This is a genomic window from Hymenobacter edaphi, assembly GCF_003258365.1.
GTDB lineage: Bacteria > Bacteroidota > Bacteroidia > Cytophagales > Hymenobacteraceae > Solirubrum > Solirubrum edaphi.
On sequence record NZ_QHKM01000004.1, the window covers coordinates 196,250 to 211,550 of the forward strand.

The following is a 15,301-nucleotide window of genomic DNA, read 5'->3' on the forward strand; positions in this document are numbered from 1 at the left end:
AGCCCCGCTGACCCGCCGCAATACGTGCCGACGGCTCCGCAGCTGGCAGCTCAACGAAGCGCCTTGAGCCGGTGCTTCTGCTTGGTTTTCAGGTAAGCGGCGGCTGGCGTTACCTCGTAAGCCGGATTGGCGGCCAGCAGCTCCTGCAGCACGCCCACGTGGGCCACGCCGAAGATGACCAGCACGCGCTTAGCCTGGCTTTGCTGCTGGGCCCGCAGGATGTTGGAGTAGATTTTCAGGTTCCGGTTGTAGAACAGGCTGATGTAGTGAGCCCCGATATAGGCCGTATCCACCGGGCCCAAGTCGACGGTATTCTTCCCCTGCGGGGAAAAGGCGCCGTCCGTCACCATTGCCGGCGTATTGAAGATGGCGCGGTGTATCAGGTTGACCAGGGCCGGCTGGTTGGCCAGGGCAATGTAGTCGTACACCGAGAGGCTGTCGTGCTGCACCAGGGCTTTCAGCGGCCGGGAGGTCGTCTGCATCAGGCGCAGGTCGCGGGCGAAGGCGTCGTAGTTGGTACCCGACTGCAGTAGGGACTGCGTGGTGGCCGCGTAGTAGTCCACGGCCCGCACGCCGGGCAGCCCCAGCTCCTTGGCCAGGGCAAACCCGACCTGGTACCGCTCGCTGCGCCCGTCGGGGAGGGCGGCCAGGTCAAGCTGCCCGGCCTGGTAGCGCGCAAACAGGCTGTCGAGCCGCCCCTGCTCCGCCGGCTCCGCCTCCACCATAATGGCATCGGGCCGGAAGCGGCTGAGCTGCTGCCGCAGCTTGGCCACCTCAGCTTGCTTTTTAACGCCGAGCACGTCGGATTGGGGCTGCTTGTTGTAGAGCTGGGCCAGGTGGTCGAACCCCACCACCATAATGGCGGTGCGCCCACCGGATTGCGCCCGGCTGGCCTGGGTGGCGCCGACCAAGAGCAGGTAACACAAGAACACGGCGCGTTGGGCCGTGCGGAAGCCATCGGAAAAAATCATACTCAAGCAGGAATAAAAGCGGGGAAAGATACAGGCCGCTGCCAAATTCGGGCAGGGCAGACAGGTGCTGGCAGGGGAGAGGTATGGACTGGTTGTGGTGGTTTATGGTCTGATTTATAGAAGACTGGCAGAAGGTTGCGCGTGGGCCCTGCGCCGGAGCGGGGCCAGAAATAACCAACCGGCCGGTGGCTGGCCCGCCGCCGCCGCTACCCGCGCCGCCGCCGCGGGGTTGGCCCGGGGCGCGTTACTTTGTTGCGGCTTCGGCGGCGGCCGGGCGCACCAAATAGCCCGCGGCCGCGTTACCGGCCCGGGTACGGGCGCAACCTTTCCACCGGCCCCGGCCTCTCTGACGATGAGCGGCTTTGCGCCGCCCGCGCCAAATCCTTACCTTTGCCCCCCTTATGCCCGCATTCCGTCTCCGCATCGTTGCCCTGCTTGTCTGCACCCTGTCGTTGGGTGCGTGCAGCCCCTACCAGAAGCTGCTCAAGAGCACCGATGTCACCAAGAAGTACAACGCGGCCATCGACTACTACGAGAACAAGCACGACTACTACCGGGCCGGCACCCTGCTGGAGCCGCTGATTCCGCTGTTGAAGGGCCGCCCCGAGGCGGAAAAGGCCGAATTCTACTTCGCCCACACCAACTTCCGCCAGCGCAACTACACCCTCGCGGCCTACTACTTCGACCAGTTTGCCACCACCTACGGCGCCTCGCCCCTGGTGGAAGAGGCCGAGTTCATGCACGCCAAGTCGCTGTTTAAGGACTCGCCCGAGTACGAGCTGGACCAGACCAACACGGTGCAGGCCATTGCCGCCATTCAGGACTTCCTGAACCGCCACCCCGAGAGCAAGTTCCGTTCGGAAGCCGAGAGCATGTCGAACGAGCTGCAGAAGAAGATGGAGGTGAAGGCCTTCGAAGGCGCTAAGCTCTACTACTCGCTGCGCTACTACCAGTCGGCTGTGGTGGCCCTGCAGACCTTCCAGCAGCAGTACCCGGCTTCGGTGTACAGCGAGGAAGCGGCCTACCTGCGCATCGTGTCGCAGTACGAGCTGGCCCGCGAGTCGGTGGAGGAAAAGCAGCGCGACCGGTACCTGGAGGCCGTGGCCATTTACCAGAACTTCGTCGACACCTTTCCGCAGAGCAAAAGCCTGAAGCAGGCCGAAACGTACTACGACGCGGCGCAGAAATTCCTGAAAGACCACCCGGCTCCGACCGGCGCCCCCAACGCCGCCGCCGCCACGAACTGAATTTGAATGGCTAACTTGTCGGATGGTTAACTGGCTGGTCGTTCTGGCTTAGCAATCAACCGTTTGACAATTCAACCATTTAGCCATTGTACAATTTGACCCTTTAAGCCATGAAAGTACCGAGCAACGTTCCTGCTTCCATCGTTACGCGCAACCTGTCGGATTTCGTGAAGGAAACCGGCAACGTGTACGAGTCGATTGCCATCATTTCGAAGCGCGCCAACCAAATTTCGGTGAAGCTCAAGGAAGAGCTGAACGGCAAGCTGTCGGAGTTTGCCACCACCGTCGACAACCTCGAGGAGGTGTTTGAGAACCGGGAGCAGATCGAAATCAGCAAGCACTACGAGCGGCTGCCCAAGCCCACGAACCTGGCCATCGAAGAGTTTCTGGAAGGCAAAGTGACCTTCTCGACCCCCGAGCTGGAGGAGCCCACGGCCGACAAAGCCGAGTAATTTTTCTTAGCCCGACGCTGCCATGCTGGCCGGACGCCGCATTGTACTGGGCGTAAGCGGCAGCATTGCCGCCTACAAGGCGGCCGCCCTGGTGCGGCTGCTCATCAAAGCCGAAGCCGAGGTGCAGGTTATCCTGACGCCCTCGGCTTCGGCTTTTGTGACGCCCCTGACCCTGGCCACCCTCGCCAAACGCCCCGTGCTCCAGGGCTTCATCAAGGATGAAGCCGGCGGCGTGTGGCACAACCACGTCGACCTGGGCCTCTGGGCCGACGCGCTGCTCATTGCCCCGGCCTCAGCCAATACCCTGGCCAACCTGGCCCAGGGTCTGTGCCCCAACCTGCTCACCGCCGTGTACCTCTCGGCCCGCTGCCCCACGCTGGTAGCCCCGGCCATGGACCTGGACATGTACCAGCACCCGGCCACCCAGCGCAACCTGCAGCAGCTGCGCCAGGACGGCGTGCGCGTGCTCGACTCGCCCGCCGGCGAGCTGGCCAGCGGCCTGACGGGCCCCGGCCGCATGCTGGAGCCCGAGGATATCGTGCGGGAGCTGGCGGCGTTTTTTGCCGACCAGCAACAGCCTCGTTGAACGTCCTGTCGAGTGAAGCCGAAGCATCTGGCGTGCTGACGCCGGGTAGGAATCTGATAAGTGATTTTACTATCGAGCGAGATGTTTCGGCTTCGCTCGACATGACGCCCTGATTTTATCGTTCTGCCATGCACGTCCTGCTCACCGCCGGCCCCACCTACGAGCCCATCGACCCGGTGCGCTTTATCGGCAACCACTCCACCGGCAAGATGGGCTACGCGCTGGCGGCCGAGTTTGCCGCCCAGGGCTGGCGCGTGACGCTGGTGAGCGGGCCTACCAATCAGACCATCAATCACTCGCTGGTGACGGTGGTGCCGGTGCAAACGGCCCAGCAGATGTACGAGGCCGCCGCCGCCGTGGCCCCGCGGGCCGACGTGTGGGTGTTTGCCGCCGCCGTGGCCGACTACCGCCCGCGCACCGTGGCCGCCGAGAAAATCAAGAAGCGCGACGATGGCTCGGACGAAACGCTGACCATCGAGCTGGTGAAGAACGTGGACATTGCCGCCACGCTGGGCCAGACCAAGCGGCCTGAACAATTTTCGGTGGGTTTTGCGTTGGAGACGCAGGACGAACTCCCGAACGCCCAGCGCAAGCTGCGGCGCAAGGGCTTCGACCTGGTGGTGCTGAACTCCCTGCGCGACGCCGGGGCCGGCTTCCGCCACGATACCAACAAGATTACCCTCGTGGAAGCCTCCGGCGTGACTACCTTTGAGTTGAAGCCCAAAGCCGACGTGGCCCGCGACATTGTTTCTGCCATTCTTGCCCGCCTCCAGCCCCATGGTGCGTAACTACTCCGCCTTCTGCCTCAGCCTGCTGCTCACCGCGCTGCTGGTCCTGCCCGCCCGCCGCGCGGCCGCCCAGGAGCTGCTGACCGAAGTGACGGTGAAGGCCGAAAACGTGACCATCACCGATCCGCAGCTGCTGAACTCGATGAAAAACGACGTGACGCAGTTCCTCAACAACCGGCGCTGGACCAACGACGTGTACAAGCCCGAGGAACGCATCAAGTGCAGCGTGTACATCGGCATCACCAGCATTCCATCGAACGGGCAGTACATTGCCACGGCCCGCGTGTTCAGCCGCCGCCCCGTGTACGGCACCAGCTACGAAACCACGCTGATGAGCTACGCCGAGTCGTGGAAGTTTACCTACCTGCCCGGCCAGCCGCTCGACTTTTCCGAGAACAGCTACGTCAACAACCTCTCCTCGTTGCTGAGCTTCTACGCCCTGACCATCATCGGCATGGACCAGGACAGCTTCGCCCCGCTGGGCGGCTCGCGCACCTTCGACCGCGCCCGCAACATCCTGCAGACGGCCGCCTCGCAAAACCAGGACGGCGACGAGGGCTGGAAGGACAACGGCAAGCGTGACCAGCGCAGCCGCTACTGGCTGCTCTCGGGCCTGCAGGACCCGCAGCTCCAGTCGTTGCGCTCGGCCTCGTACTCCTACTACCGCCAGGGCCTCGATATCTTCATTCAGAAGCCCGAGGACGCCCGCACCTCCATTTTCATTGCTCTGCAGGGCGTCAAGGAGTCGGCCGAACGCCGGCCCGGCTCCACGCTCATCAAGGCCTTTTTCGAAACCAAGGCCGACGAAATTGCCAACCTCTACCGCAGCAGCACCTCGCCCGAGCTCAAGCAGAGCGTAGTGGCCCTGCTGCAGGAGGTTGACCCGACCAGCTCGGCCAAGTACCAGGCCATTCTGCAGCCGAAATAACGCCCGGATTCCTGCGAATTGCGCGGCTTTCGCCGCCGCTTGACGTTCTTGTGGTGCCACGACTCCCGGAGTTGTGGCACCATTGTTTTTAGCCGCCCGGGCCGCTGGCAGCCCGCGGGGCGGGCGAAGAGCCGTTGAGTGAAAAAAGTGCCCGAACGGAAAAATTTATTGGTGCAGCAGGGCGCTGGAATGCGGTTTTGCTTAGCAAGCTGCTAAGTCGATTGGGGGGCGGGCTTGCGCGGGTGCTAACTCATTTAGTAGGTTTGCAGACCGCCCTTTTCGCCGCCAGCCCCTGGCGTGCGGATACGGCTGCTTGTCCAAGTATCACGCAACCAAAGCTTTTTATGCTGGTTGACCTTCGTATTCAGAACTACGCCCTGATTGAGTCCCTGGAGCTTCGGCCCTCAGCGCAGCTCAACATTATCACGGGCGAAACCGGCGCCGGCAAGTCCATTATGCTCGGCGCCATCGGGCTGCTGCTCGGCAACCGGGCCGACTCCAAGCTGCTCTTCAACACGGCCCGAAAGTGCGTGATTGAGGGGCAGTTCGACATTTCGGGCTACCAGCTGCAGGACATCTTCGAGGCCGAGGACCTGGACTACGACGCGCAGTGCATCCTGCGCCGCGAAATAGCCCCGACGGGCAAGTCCCGCGCCTTCGTCAACGACACGCCGGTGACGGTGGAGACGCTTCGCAAGATCGGGGCAAACCTGATGGACATCCACTCCCAGCACGACACGCTGCTGCTCGGCGACCCGGTGTTCCAGCTCAACCTCATCGACCTCTACGCCGGCCTGGTGCCCACGCGCACCCAGTACGGCGCGGCTTTCCGCCAGTACCGCAAGCTGGCCGCCGACCTCAAAACCCTGGAAGACCAGGTGGTGCAGGCCAACAAGGAGCTGGACTACCACAGCTTTCTGCTCAACGAGCTGGAGGAAGCCCGCCTCGACGGCGAAGACCAGGAGGTGCTGGAGCAGGAACTGAAGGAGCTGGAGCACGCCGAGGAAATCAAGCTCAAGCTCGGCTACGCCCTGCAAAGCCTTGCGGACGGGGAGTACTGCGCCACCGCCTCGCTCAAGGAAACCAGCATCGTGCTGGGCCAGATTGCGGCCTACTCCGAGGGCGCCCGGCAGCTCAAGGAGCGCCTCGACAGCTGCCTGATCGAGCTGCGCGACGTGGCCGACGAGGCCGAGCAGGCCCAGCAGCGCACCGAAGCCGACCCCTTGCGCCTCGACGAAATTCAGCAGCGCCTGACCTTGCTCTACAACCTGCAGCGCAAGCACCAGGTGCGCGACCTGGCCGCCCTGCTGCTGGTACGCGAGGAGCTGCGCCAGAAAGTGGGCTCGGTGCTGAACCTGGACAAGGAAATCAGCCGCCTGCGCCGCGACGCGGAAGGCGCCCTGGCCACCGTGAACAAGCGCGCCGCCCACCTCTCGGAGCAGCGGCGGCGGGCTTTCCCGCAGTTCGAAAAGGAGCTGGCCGGGCTGCTCTTCGACCTGGGCATGCCCAACGCCCGCCTGCTGGTGCAGCACAGCACCGGCCAGCCCGCCACCTCCGGCACCGACGTTATCAGCCTGCTCTTCACGGCCAACCGCGGCGCCCAGCCGCAGACCCTGAGCAAGGCCGCCTCGGGCGGGGAATTTTCGCGCCTGATGCTGTGCGTGAAGTACCTGCTGGCCGACAAGACCGCCCTGCCCACCATCGTATTCGACGAAATCGACACGGGCATCAGCGGAGAAATAGCGGTGAAAGTGGGCCGCATGATGCAGCAGATGGCCAAAAAGCACCAGCTGGTGGCCATTTCGCACCTGCCGCAGATGGCCGCCGCCGGCGACGCGCACTTCTACGTGTACAAGGAAGACCGCCCCGACCGTACCATCAGCCGCATCCGCCGCCTGACGGAGGAGGAGCGCATCCGCGAAATTGCCCAGATGATTTCGGGCGCCCGCGTGAGCGAAAACGCGGTGCAGAGCGCCCGCGAGCTGCTGGCCCTGCGCGGCGAAAGTGACCTGGTAGCGGCGTGACGTATGGATGAACGTTGAAAACGTTGGTCATGTCGAGCGAAGCGAGACATCTGGGTGCAGGTCGTTGAAAGTCTTTACCCAGATGTCTCGCTTCGCTCAATACGACCGTAACCGTTAGATTATCAGCTATGAAATACCTCAACTATTGCGTTTACATCGTGACGAATCCGAAGAAGACGGTACTGTACATCGGCGTCACCAATGGTTTGGTGCGTCGGCTGGATGAGCACCTGAACAATGCTGGCAGACCGCATACCTTCGCGGGCCGCTACTGGTGCCATCTGCTGGTGCATTGGGAATTGTTTGCCAATGTGCAGCAGGCTATTGCGCGGGAAAAGGAGTTGAAGGGCTGGAGCCGCACCAAGAAAGACGCGCTGGTTACGGCGCAAAACCCGGAATGGCGGGAGCTGAACCAGGAGGTTGGCGGGTTCTGACGTTGTTATGTCGAATATGTTGCGCATCAAGCAAGTGACGAGACATCTGGGTTAATTTCGTTCAACGACTTGCACCCAGATGTCTCGCTTCGCTCGACATGACATTTGTCGCGCAGCGACAATCTAGTTCGAACCCCTATTTTTGCCCGTTCCTTTTTCCCGACTTCGACTCAACTCCGTTTTTATGGCCAACAACCTCCTTGCCGGCAAGCGCGGCATCATCTTCGGCGCCCTCAACGAGCAATCCATTGCCTGGAAAGTGGCGCAGCGCTGCCACGAAGAAGGCGCCACGTTTGTGCTGAGCAATGCCCCGCTGGCCATGCGCATGGGCGAAATCAACAAGCTGTCGGAGGAGTGCAACGCCCCGATCATCGCGGCCGACGCGACGGTGGTAGAAGACCTGGAGAAAGTGTTCAGCGGCGCCGTGGAGCAGCTCGGCGGCAAGATTGACTTCGTGCTGCACAGCATTGGCATGAGCCCCAACATCCGCAAGGGCAAGGGCTACGGCGAGCTGAACTACGACTGGTTCCAGAAGACCCTGGACATTTCGGCCCTGTCGTTTCACAAGATGCTGCACGTGGCCGAAAAGCAGGACGCGCTCAACGAGTGGGGCTCGGTGGTAGCCCTGTCGTACATCGCCGCCCAGCGCGCCTTCCTCGACTACACCGACATGTCGCAGGCCAAGGCCGTGCTCGAAAGCATTGCCCGCAGCTACGGCCAGCGCCTGGGCCACCTGAAGAAGGTGCGCGTGAACACCGTGTCGCAGTCGCCGACCAAAACCACGGCCGGCGCCGGCATCAGCGGCTTCAATGCCTTCTACGAGTACGCCGAGCGCATGTCGCCGCTGGGCAACGCCCCGGCCGAAGCCTGCGCCGACTACTGCGTGTCGTTGTTTTCGGACCTGACGCGCTTCGTGACCATGCAGAACCTGATGCACGACGGCGGCTTCAGCACCACGGGCATCTCCGAGGGCATCGTGGAGGCCATTACGCAGGCCAGCGCCGGCAGCGAGGCGTAAGCCGGGCTTGTCCTTCTTGTCTTGCAACGAAGCCCGACCCGATGGTCGGGCTTCCTCTTTTGGGTGCGCCATCCGTGCCAATGCTACGGGGGCGGCTATGAAAAACGCCCGGCCGCAAGGCCGGGCGTCGTGGAAGTTGCAATAGGGGAGAGGAAGCGGGCCTAGATGGGGCCGCCGCTGCCGTCGCAGGCGCCGCGGGTGTAGCTGGTCACGCCGGCCCGCCGGGCGTAGCAGGCGTTGCTGTAGGTGACGCCGTTGCTGCCGCAAACGGGGTCGTACACGTCCAGGCACTCGTAGCCGGGGCCCGCTTTCACCTCGCTGGTGGCGGTGGCTGCCAGCTTGGCCGATGGCAGCGCTTCCTGCTTGCCGCAGGCCGTAGCCAGCGCCAGCAGGGAGAGCAGGGTAAGGGTCTTGAGCGTTTTCATAGAGCGTTTTGGTTGGTTGGGTGAACAATATGACGCGAGTAAGGTAGTAGGAAAAAACACGGAAACAAGTGCTGCCCGAGCAGCCTTGCCCAATTGCGCGGTTGGCGCAGGCGGCAATGAAAAGTAGCTTCGCCCTCACCCGGCCCGGGTTGCCCGGCACCCGGAAGCTGCTTGTTATTCCCGATGATTTCCCTGCCCGAGCACCTGGAGTGCCTCGGCCTGCCGGCCGCAGCAAGTGAAGCCACCCGGCGGGCCGTGCACGCGGCCCACGCCCGTGCTATGCCGTTCGAAAACCTCGACATCCCCCCCGGCCAGCCCATCAGCGGCGAGGTAGCAGCCATTTTCGTCAAGCTCATCCGGCCCGGTGGCGCGCAGACCTACCGCGTGGCCGACGAAGCCGAGTACCGGCCGGTGCGGGCCGCCGAATTCGACATCGAGCTGACGGCGGCCGAGCAGCTGCGGCCGCGGCTGGCGGCGCAGTAGCCCCGCCGTGTCAGTAGCCCCGGCGCAGCTCCACCAGGTTTTCCGGCTGCTCGCCGCGCTGCAGCCGCGCCAGGTTGCCGAGCAGGATATCCACCTTGCCTTCGTCTTCGCGGGGCTGGCCGCCAGCGGTGTGCTGGGTGAGCAGCACCTGCGGCAGGGCCCAGAGCGGGTGTTCGGGCGGCAGCGGCTCCTGGGCCGTCACGTCGAGCACGGCGCCGCCGAGCCGGCCCTCCTGCAGGGCCCGGATCAGCGCGGGCTCGTCGGTGGTGGTGCCGCGGCCCACGCTGGCGTACACGCTGCCGGGGCGCATGGCATGAATGAGGTCAGCCGAGAAAAAGCCCCGGGCGCTGCCGGGCAGGCAGTTTATTACCAGGTCAGTGTCGGGCAAGGCGGCCCGCAGCTCGTCTTTGGAATGCAGCTGGGCCCGCGCATCGGTGCGGGCCAGCAGGCGCACCTGGCAGCGGAAACCGCCGAGCTGCTCCCGCACCGCCAGCCCGATGGCCCCGGCGCCGAGGACGATGACGCGCTGCCCGCGCAGCAACTGCAGCTGCCGGCGCAGCGGCGCGCCCACCCAGGTGTGCTGGTGTTGCAGCACGGCCAGCTCGTTGAGGCGGCGGTAGTGCGCCAGAATGCCGGCCACGATGGTTTCGGCGCAGGGCCAGGCGAAAAAGTCGCCGACGTTGGCCACCGGAAACGGCACCTGCAGCCCGGCGTACTGGTCGAAGCCGGCCGAGTCGATTTGCCAGAAGCGCAGGCCGGGCGGCGGCTCCGGGCTCAGCCAGGCCGGCGGCGGGTTGCCCATCAGCAGATCGGCCGCCTGGAAAGCGGCGCCCTGCTCGGCGGCGGACAGCTCGGTGCGAAACGTGACTTCGGTAGCCGGCGGTAGCTGCTGCCGCAGGTAGGCGCGGGCGGCGGCGCTGAGGGCGGAATAAACGAACAGGCGCATAGCGGAAGGAAAAGAGGAAACCAGGGACCGGAACGGCCGGGGCAGGGCTGTTTACGGCAGAAGCCGGCCGTGCGCCGTCGGGCGTGGCCGGGAGAGGGGAGCATGGGTAAGGGCTGCGGGGCTACCGCCTGCCGCACAAGGGCTTATATAGAATGCTTGTTATTGCCTAATTTTCAGGCATGAAGTCTTGCCGTGCGCTGTTGCCTGGGTTTCTGTTTGTGTTCGGTCTGATACTTTCGGGCCGCGCCCAGAGCCCGCAAACGCCCGCCCTGCGCCGCGCCCTGGCCCGTGCCACGGCCGATACCACCCGCGTGCTGCTGCTGGCCGACCTGAGCGCCACCTTCCGCTACTCGCGCTACGACTCGGTGCAGCACTACGCCAGCCAGGGCCTGGAGCTGGCCCGGCGCATCGGCTACGCCAAGGGCGAAGGGCGCTGCCTCTCGCGGCTGGCTTTGCTGCAGGCCGAGCGCGGCAACCTGCCTCAGGCCCTGCGCACCGACCTGCGGGCCCTGGACCTGCACCAGGCCGCCCGCGACGCCGACGGCACGGCCCGCACCCTCAATCAGGCCGGCCTGCTCTATCAGGCCCTCGACGACCACCGCCCCGCGCTGGCCTACTACTTCCGCGCCAAGGCCATCTACGACCACAGCCCCCACCTCGACGACTCGCAGCTGGTGAGCGTGCTCACCAACCTGGGCTCGACCTACGTGGGCCGCCGGCAGCTCGACTCGGCCGCGTATTTCCTGAACCAGGCCTACGCCCTGACCACCCGCTCGCGCACCATTGCCCAGAGCTATTGGGGCAACCCGCTGCCCTACGTGCTGCGCGAACTGGGCCTGTTGGAAGCCGCCAAAGGACGCATCAGTCTGGCCATCAACTACTATCACCGCAGCGCCCGCGTCGCCCTGCCCGAAAATGACCGGCGCAGCGCCTGCCGGGCCTACCAGTACTTGGCCGAGCTGTACCACGAGCGGGGGCAGACCGATTCGAGCATCTTCTACGCCCGCCGCGCCCTGCAAACGGGCCAGACGCTGCCCTACGTGGTGGGCGTGGTGCGCACCAGCCGCCTGCTGGCCGATGTGTTTGCGGCCCGCCGCCAGCGCGACAGCACGCTGAAATACCTGCTGATCCGGCAAACGGCCGAGGACAGCCTCTACAACCCCCAGCGCATCAAGCAGCTCGACGCCATCGGCTTTGCCGAGCAGCAGCGCCTGCAGCAGCTGGAGGATGAGCGCGTGGAGTACGCCGCCCGCCTGCGCAACTACGCCCTGTGGGGCGGCCTGGGCGTGCTGGCGCTGCTGGTGCTCGGCCTGGGATACTACAACCGCCGCCAGCGCCTGGCCAACGCCGAGCTGCAGCGCCTCAACGCCCAGGTAACCCACCAGAGCCAGGAACTGACCACCCAGCGCGACCGGCTGGCTGAAATGCTGCAGGAGCTGCGTACCGCCCAGCAACAGCTGGTGCTACGCGAAAAAATGGCTTCGCTGGGCGAGCTGATGGCCGGCGTGGCCCACGAGATTCAGCAGCCCGCGCAGGCCATTCACAACCTGGCCGGCGTGAGCGAGCAGCTGTGCCAGGAGCTGCGGCTGGAGCTGGTGAAGGGCGAGGAGCTGCAGCCCGCCGACCTAGAGCTGCTCGACGAGATGCTGCTGACGCTGGCGCGGCACCAGGCCAAAATCAGCCAGCACAGCCAGCGGGCGGGCAGCATCGTGCGGGGCATGGTGGAGTACGGTGGCTCGCAGCCCGCCGCCCGCCAGCCCACCGACCTCAACGCCCTGGCCGAGGACTACCTGCGCCTGACCTACCACGACATGCGCGCCAAGCAGCGCAACTTCCACGCGGCCCTGCTGCCCCGCCTCGATCCGGCCGTGGGCACCGTGGAAGTGGTGCGCCACGACCTGGGCCGCGTGCTCATCAGCCTCTTTGCCAACGCCTTCTACGCCGTGCAGGAGCGCCGCCAGCAAACCGACGCCGCCACCGACGACGCCGCGGAATACGTGCCGCAGGTGATGCTGACCACCGAGCGCACCGGCCCGCAGCAGGTGCGCATCTGCGTGCGCGATAACGGCCTGGGCATTCCGGCCGAGGCGCAGCCACACGTGTTCGAGCGGTTTTTCAGCACCAAGCCCGCCGACGAAGGCCCCGGCCTGGGCCTGGCCCTGAGCCGCGACATTGTGCACAGCCTCGGCGGCATGCTCACGCTTCACACCGAGCCCGGCGCCTTCACCGAGCTGGTGGTGACGCTGCCGGTGCCCGCCCTGGCGCCGCTGTCGGCATAAAAAAGGCGGGGCGTAACCCGCGCGGCCGCCCCGCCCGCACTCAGCTGGCGCCGGCCGCGGCCCGGCCGGCCGCGCGGCCCGAGAAGATGCAGCCGCCCAGAAACGTGCCTTCCAGCGCCCGGTAGCCGTGCATGCCCCCGCCGCCGAAGCCCGCCACTTCACCGGCGGCGTAGAGGCCCGGCACCGGCTGCCCGTCGGCCCCGAGCACGCGGCTGCTCAGGTCGGTCTGCAGGCCGCCGAGGGTTTTGCGCGTCAGAATGTTCAGGCGCACGGCAATGAGCGGGCCCGCCGCGGGGTCGAGCAGGCGGTGGGGCGGGGCGGTGCGAATGAGCCGGTCGCCGAGGTAGGCGCGGGCCCCGCGAATGGCCGTAATCTGCCCGTCTTTGCCGAACGGGTTGGTTAGTTGCGCGTCGCGGGCGCGGATTTCCCGCTCCAGCGCGGCCAGCTCAATCAGCGGCTCGCCGCCTGCCAGCGCGTTCATGCCCTCGACCAGTGCCGGCAACGATTCGCGGACCACAAAATCGGCGCCGTGCTGCATGAAGGAAGCCACCGGCCCGGGCACCCCGCCGCGCACCCGCCCGAAGGTCTGCAGCACGCTTTTGTTGGTCAGGTCGGGGTTCTGCTCCGAGCCCGAAAGGGCAAATTCCTTGCGGATAATCTTCTGCGTCAGCACAAACCACGAGTAGTCGTAGCCGGTGTGCATCAGGTGCTGCAGGGTACCCAGCGTGTCGAAGCCGGGGTAGAGCGGGCCGGGCAGGCGGCGGCCCCGCGCATCGAGCCACAAGGAGGACGGTCCGGGCAGGATGCGGATGCCGTGTTGCGGCCAGATCGGTGCCCAGTTCGCTATGCCCTCGGTGTAGTGCCACATCCGGTCGGGGTTGATGATGCGCCCGCCGGCCCGCTCGGTGATGCCGAGCATGCGCCCGTCGACGTGCGCGGGCACGCCCGAGAGCAGGCGGCGGGGCGGCTCGCCGAGGCGGGCGGGCCAGTTCTGGCGCACCAGCTCGTGGTTGGCCCCGATGCCCCCGGCCGTGACGATAACCGCCTGGGCCCGGAATGTGAAGTCGCCCACCACCTCGCGCGAGGTAGGCTGCCCGCGCTCCGCTTCGCTGGGGGCCAGCACTTCGCCGCCGGCGCCCACCACCGCGCCGCCCTGCACCAGCAGCTCGCTCACGCGATGCCGAAACTTGAACGTGAGCAGGCCGCGCCGGGCCGCGTCGCGCACGCGCTCCACGAAGGGCGCCACCACGGCCGGGCCGGTGCCCCAGGTCACGTGGAAGCGCGGCACCGAGTTGCCGGGGCCCAGGGCGCCGTAGCCGCCGCGCTCAGCCCAACCCACCACCGGAAAGAAGCGGATGCCGCGCCGGCGCAGCCAGCTACGCTTTTCGCCGGCCGCAAACTGCACGTAGGCCTCGGCCCAGCGCCGCGGCCAATGGTCCTCTTCGCGGTCGAAGCCGGCGGTGCCCAACCAGTCCTGCCAGGCCAGTTCGTAGGAGTCGCGGATGCCGAGGCGGCGCTGCTCGGGCGAATCGACCAGCAGCAGGCCGCCGAACGACCAGAAGGCCTGCCCGCCGAGGTTTTGCTCGGGCTCCTGGTCGAGCAGCAGCACGCGGCGGCCGGCGTCGGTCAGCTCGCAGGCGGCCACCAGGCCCGCCAGCCCGGCCCCGATGATGAGCACGTCGGCTTCGGCGGGGGAAGTAGGGGAAGTCATGGGAATGCGCGGTAGAAGTGGGGCCGCCAACTTACGGACTTCGCTGCACCGACGCTTCAGTAAAGCGAGTAGCCCAGGCTGGCGCTTAGCTGCGCGTATTGGTCCAGCGCGTTAAGCAGCAGCGCAACGCGCAGCCGCTGGATGTTGCGACTGATTTCGCCTTGCCATTGCCAGTAGCCCGGCCACCGCGTAGCAGTAAGCTGCAACGTGAGACGGAAAGGTTGAAAATAATGCCGGATACCACCTTCATAACCGAAACCCGTGCTCCGTTCATCGATGATCCGGGCACGTCCGACGCCCAGCAGCAATACGGGTAGACGGTGGTAGAAACCGGCCTCCACCGTTAGGCTATGGCTTCTGAATTGGAGCCGCTGAGGAGTATTGCGCACGGCTTGCTGACGGATGCCTATATTGAAAGTACCTAGGTGACTAACGTGCAGACCGAGCCATTCAAGTTGGAGGTGCTGTTGGAAATTGCGCCGAAAATCAGTCTGGTAGCCAATAGTAGCCCGCAACGGCAGCGAAAATCGGTAGCCATACGCTTGGAGCCGTCCGCCAAACGGCGTGTGACGCAATCCGCTGACCAGCTCAATAATTGCATCGGGAGCTAGGTTGCACCGTGTGCCGCCGCTAAGAGCTATACGGACTGAATCAGCAGCAACTACCAGCTGCTCAACGGTCATGTAGCCGATAGATGAAAAACTCAACGAAACGCTCGTACTGTCAGCGGGTATGCACTTGAATAAGAACGTGCCGTCGGCAGCAGTGCTGGTAGCGTTGTCACTGCGGCTCTGCATCACCGTAACGCCGGGTATTCCTTCACCAGTAAAACGGTCCGTGACCCGCCCGACGATGGTGCGTTGCGCTAGTAGTGGCATACTCAGCAGTAAGCTGAGGCATAAGACAGTAAGCAGCTGCATGGAAATAGCCAGTAAGGTTCGGCTATTGGATGCTACCAACCACGCAATTACACACGCCGCTCCTCCCGAAAACGGTCGGCAAGGTGAAT

15 protein-coding genes are annotated in these 15,301 nt (G+C 65.1%); 10 read left to right on the forward strand and 5 right to left on the reverse strand.

The annotated features are described in order from the left end of the window. Positions 1–50 precede the first annotated feature (50 nt). Positions 51–971: a DUF5694 domain-containing protein gene (locus DLM85_RS13995; protein WP_243635962.1), complete on the reverse strand. Its 921-nt coding sequence runs from the start codon at positions 969–971 to the stop codon at positions 51–53. Between the two features lie 401 nt (positions 972–1,372). Between DLM85_RS13995 and DLM85_RS14000 the strand changes: the two genes are divergently transcribed. The 8 genes from DLM85_RS14000 (at position 1,373) to DLM85_RS14035 (ending at position 8,448) form a co-directional block, all read left to right on the forward strand. Beyond that, the gene (locus DLM85_RS14000; protein ID WP_111478736.1) at positions 1,373–2,218 is read left to right on the forward strand and encodes an outer membrane protein assembly factor BamD; all 846 of its coding nucleotides are present in this window, start codon (positions 1,373–1,375) and stop codon (positions 2,216–2,218) included. A gap of 110 nt (positions 2,219–2,328) precedes the next feature. Further along, positions 2,329–2,670: a DNA-directed RNA polymerase subunit omega gene (locus tag DLM85_RS14005; RefSeq protein WP_111478737.1), complete on the forward strand. Its 342-nt coding sequence runs from the start codon at positions 2,329–2,331 to the stop codon at positions 2,668–2,670. A gap of 22 nt (positions 2,671–2,692) precedes the next feature. Then, the gene (locus DLM85_RS14010; protein WP_111478738.1) at positions 2,693–3,256 is read left to right on the forward strand and encodes a flavoprotein; all 564 of its coding nucleotides are present in this window, start codon (positions 2,693–2,695) and stop codon (positions 3,254–3,256) included. Between the two features lie 128 nt (positions 3,257–3,384). After that, on the forward strand, positions 3,385–4,044 hold the full coding sequence (locus DLM85_RS14015; RefSeq protein ID WP_111478739.1) for a phosphopantothenoylcysteine decarboxylase domain-containing protein: 660 nt from the start codon (positions 3,385–3,387) through the stop codon (positions 4,042–4,044). Further along, positions 4,034–4,972 (forward strand): type IX secretion system protein PorD, encoded by a 939-nt coding sequence (gene porD, locus DLM85_RS14020; RefSeq protein ID WP_111478740.1) that lies wholly within the window; start codon positions 4,034–4,036, stop codon positions 4,970–4,972. The genes DLM85_RS14015 and porD overlap by 11 nt, the downstream gene beginning before the upstream one ends. Positions 4,973–5,316: 344 nt before the next feature. Further along, positions 5,317–6,996, forward strand: a complete 1,680-nt coding sequence (gene recN, locus DLM85_RS14025) for a DNA repair protein RecN (protein WP_111478741.1) — start codon at positions 5,317–5,319, stop codon at positions 6,994–6,996. A 128-nt stretch (positions 6,997–7,124) separates the two neighbouring features. Continuing rightward, positions 7,125–7,430, forward strand: a complete 306-nt coding sequence (locus DLM85_RS14030) for a GIY-YIG nuclease family protein (RefSeq protein ID WP_111478742.1) — start codon at positions 7,125–7,127, stop codon at positions 7,428–7,430. A 184-nt stretch (positions 7,431–7,614) separates the two neighbouring features. Continuing rightward, positions 7,615–8,448, forward strand: a complete 834-nt coding sequence (locus DLM85_RS14035; RefSeq protein ID WP_111478743.1) for an enoyl-ACP reductase FabI — start codon at positions 7,615–7,617, stop codon at positions 8,446–8,448. Between the two features lie 161 nt (positions 8,449–8,609). On the opposite strand, the gene DLM85_RS14040 is transcribed toward DLM85_RS14035, so the two are convergent. Beyond that, on the reverse strand, positions 8,610–8,873 hold the full coding sequence (locus DLM85_RS14040) for a Kazal-type serine protease inhibitor family protein (RefSeq protein WP_111478744.1): 264 nt from the start codon (positions 8,871–8,873) through the stop codon (positions 8,610–8,612). Between the two features lie 183 nt (positions 8,874–9,056). On the opposite strand from DLM85_RS14040, the gene DLM85_RS14045 reads away from it, so the two are divergent. Beyond that, entirely contained in the window at positions 9,057–9,356 is a 300-nt protein-coding gene (locus DLM85_RS14045; RefSeq protein WP_111478745.1) for an arylamine N-acetyltransferase, read from the forward strand. A 10-nt stretch (positions 9,357–9,366) separates the two neighbouring features. Here the strand turns inward: DLM85_RS14045 and DLM85_RS14050 are convergent, their stop codons facing one another. Then, entirely contained in the window at positions 9,367–10,302 is a 936-nt protein-coding gene (locus DLM85_RS14050; RefSeq protein ID WP_111478746.1) for a D-2-hydroxyacid dehydrogenase, read from the reverse strand. 179 nt (positions 10,303–10,481) lie between these two features. Here DLM85_RS14050 and DLM85_RS14055 point away from each other — a divergent pair, with 179 nt between their 5' ends. Continuing rightward, positions 10,482–12,581, forward strand: coding sequence for a tetratricopeptide repeat-containing sensor histidine kinase (locus DLM85_RS14055; protein WP_111478747.1), 2,100 nt, complete (start codon positions 10,482–10,484; stop codon positions 12,579–12,581). A gap of 40 nt (positions 12,582–12,621) precedes the next feature. Here the strand turns inward: DLM85_RS14055 and DLM85_RS14060 are convergent, their stop codons facing one another. Both DLM85_RS14060 and DLM85_RS14065 read right to left on the reverse strand, forming a co-directional pair. After that, positions 12,622–14,292 carry an FAD-binding dehydrogenase gene (locus tag DLM85_RS14060; protein WP_111478748.1) on the reverse strand — a complete coding sequence of 557 codons (1,671 nt, stop codon included), beginning with the start codon at positions 14,290–14,292 and terminating at the stop codon, positions 12,622–12,624. A gap of 56 nt (positions 14,293–14,348) precedes the next feature. Beyond that, the gene (locus DLM85_RS14065; RefSeq protein WP_111478749.1) at positions 14,349–15,212 is read right to left on the reverse strand and encodes a carboxypeptidase-like regulatory domain-containing protein; all 864 of its coding nucleotides are present in this window, start codon (positions 15,210–15,212) and stop codon (positions 14,349–14,351) included. Positions 15,213–15,301 lie beyond the last annotated feature (89 nt).

What these genes read in the sequence shown, in the direction of transcription:
- DLM85_RS13995 (WP_243635962.1), bottom strand. Translation starts at nt 971, where the DNA reads ATGATTTTTTCCGATGGCTTCCGCACGGCCCAACGCGCCGTGTTCTTG.
- DLM85_RS14000 (WP_111478736.1), top strand. Translation starts at nt 1,373, where the DNA reads ATGCCCGCATTCCGTCTCCGCATCGTTGCCCTGCTTGTCTGCACCCTG.
- DLM85_RS14005 (WP_111478737.1), top strand. Translation starts at nt 2,329, where the DNA reads ATGAAAGTACCGAGCAACGTTCCTGCTTCCATCGTTACGCGCAACCTG.
- DLM85_RS14010 (WP_111478738.1), top strand. Translation starts at nt 2,693, where the DNA reads ATGCTGGCCGGACGCCGCATTGTACTGGGCGTAAGCGGCAGCATTGCC.
- DLM85_RS14015 (WP_111478739.1), top strand. Translation starts at nt 3,385, where the DNA reads ATGCACGTCCTGCTCACCGCCGGCCCCACCTACGAGCCCATCGACCCG.
- porD (WP_111478740.1), top strand. Translation starts at nt 4,034, where the DNA reads ATGGTGCGTAACTACTCCGCCTTCTGCCTCAGCCTGCTGCTCACCGCG.
- recN (WP_111478741.1), top strand. Translation starts at nt 5,317, where the DNA reads ATGCTGGTTGACCTTCGTATTCAGAACTACGCCCTGATTGAGTCCCTG.
- DLM85_RS14030 (WP_111478742.1), top strand. Translation starts at nt 7,125, where the DNA reads ATGAAATACCTCAACTATTGCGTTTACATCGTGACGAATCCGAAGAAG.
- DLM85_RS14035 (WP_111478743.1), top strand. Translation starts at nt 7,615, where the DNA reads ATGGCCAACAACCTCCTTGCCGGCAAGCGCGGCATCATCTTCGGCGCC.
- DLM85_RS14040 (WP_111478744.1), bottom strand. Translation starts at nt 8,873, where the DNA reads ATGAAAACGCTCAAGACCCTTACCCTGCTCTCCCTGCTGGCGCTGGCT.
- DLM85_RS14045 (WP_111478745.1), top strand. Translation starts at nt 9,057, where the DNA reads ATGATTTCCCTGCCCGAGCACCTGGAGTGCCTCGGCCTGCCGGCCGCA.
- DLM85_RS14050 (WP_111478746.1), bottom strand. Translation starts at nt 10,302, where the DNA reads ATGCGCCTGTTCGTTTATTCCGCCCTCAGCGCCGCCGCCCGCGCCTAC.
- DLM85_RS14055 (WP_111478747.1), top strand. Translation starts at nt 10,482, where the DNA reads ATGAAGTCTTGCCGTGCGCTGTTGCCTGGGTTTCTGTTTGTGTTCGGT.
- DLM85_RS14060 (WP_111478748.1), bottom strand. Translation starts at nt 14,292, where the DNA reads ATGACTTCCCCTACTTCCCCCGCCGAAGCCGACGTGCTCATCATCGGG.
- DLM85_RS14065 (WP_111478749.1), bottom strand. Translation starts at nt 15,212, where the DNA reads ATGCAGCTGCTTACTGTCTTATGCCTCAGCTTACTGCTGAGTATGCCA.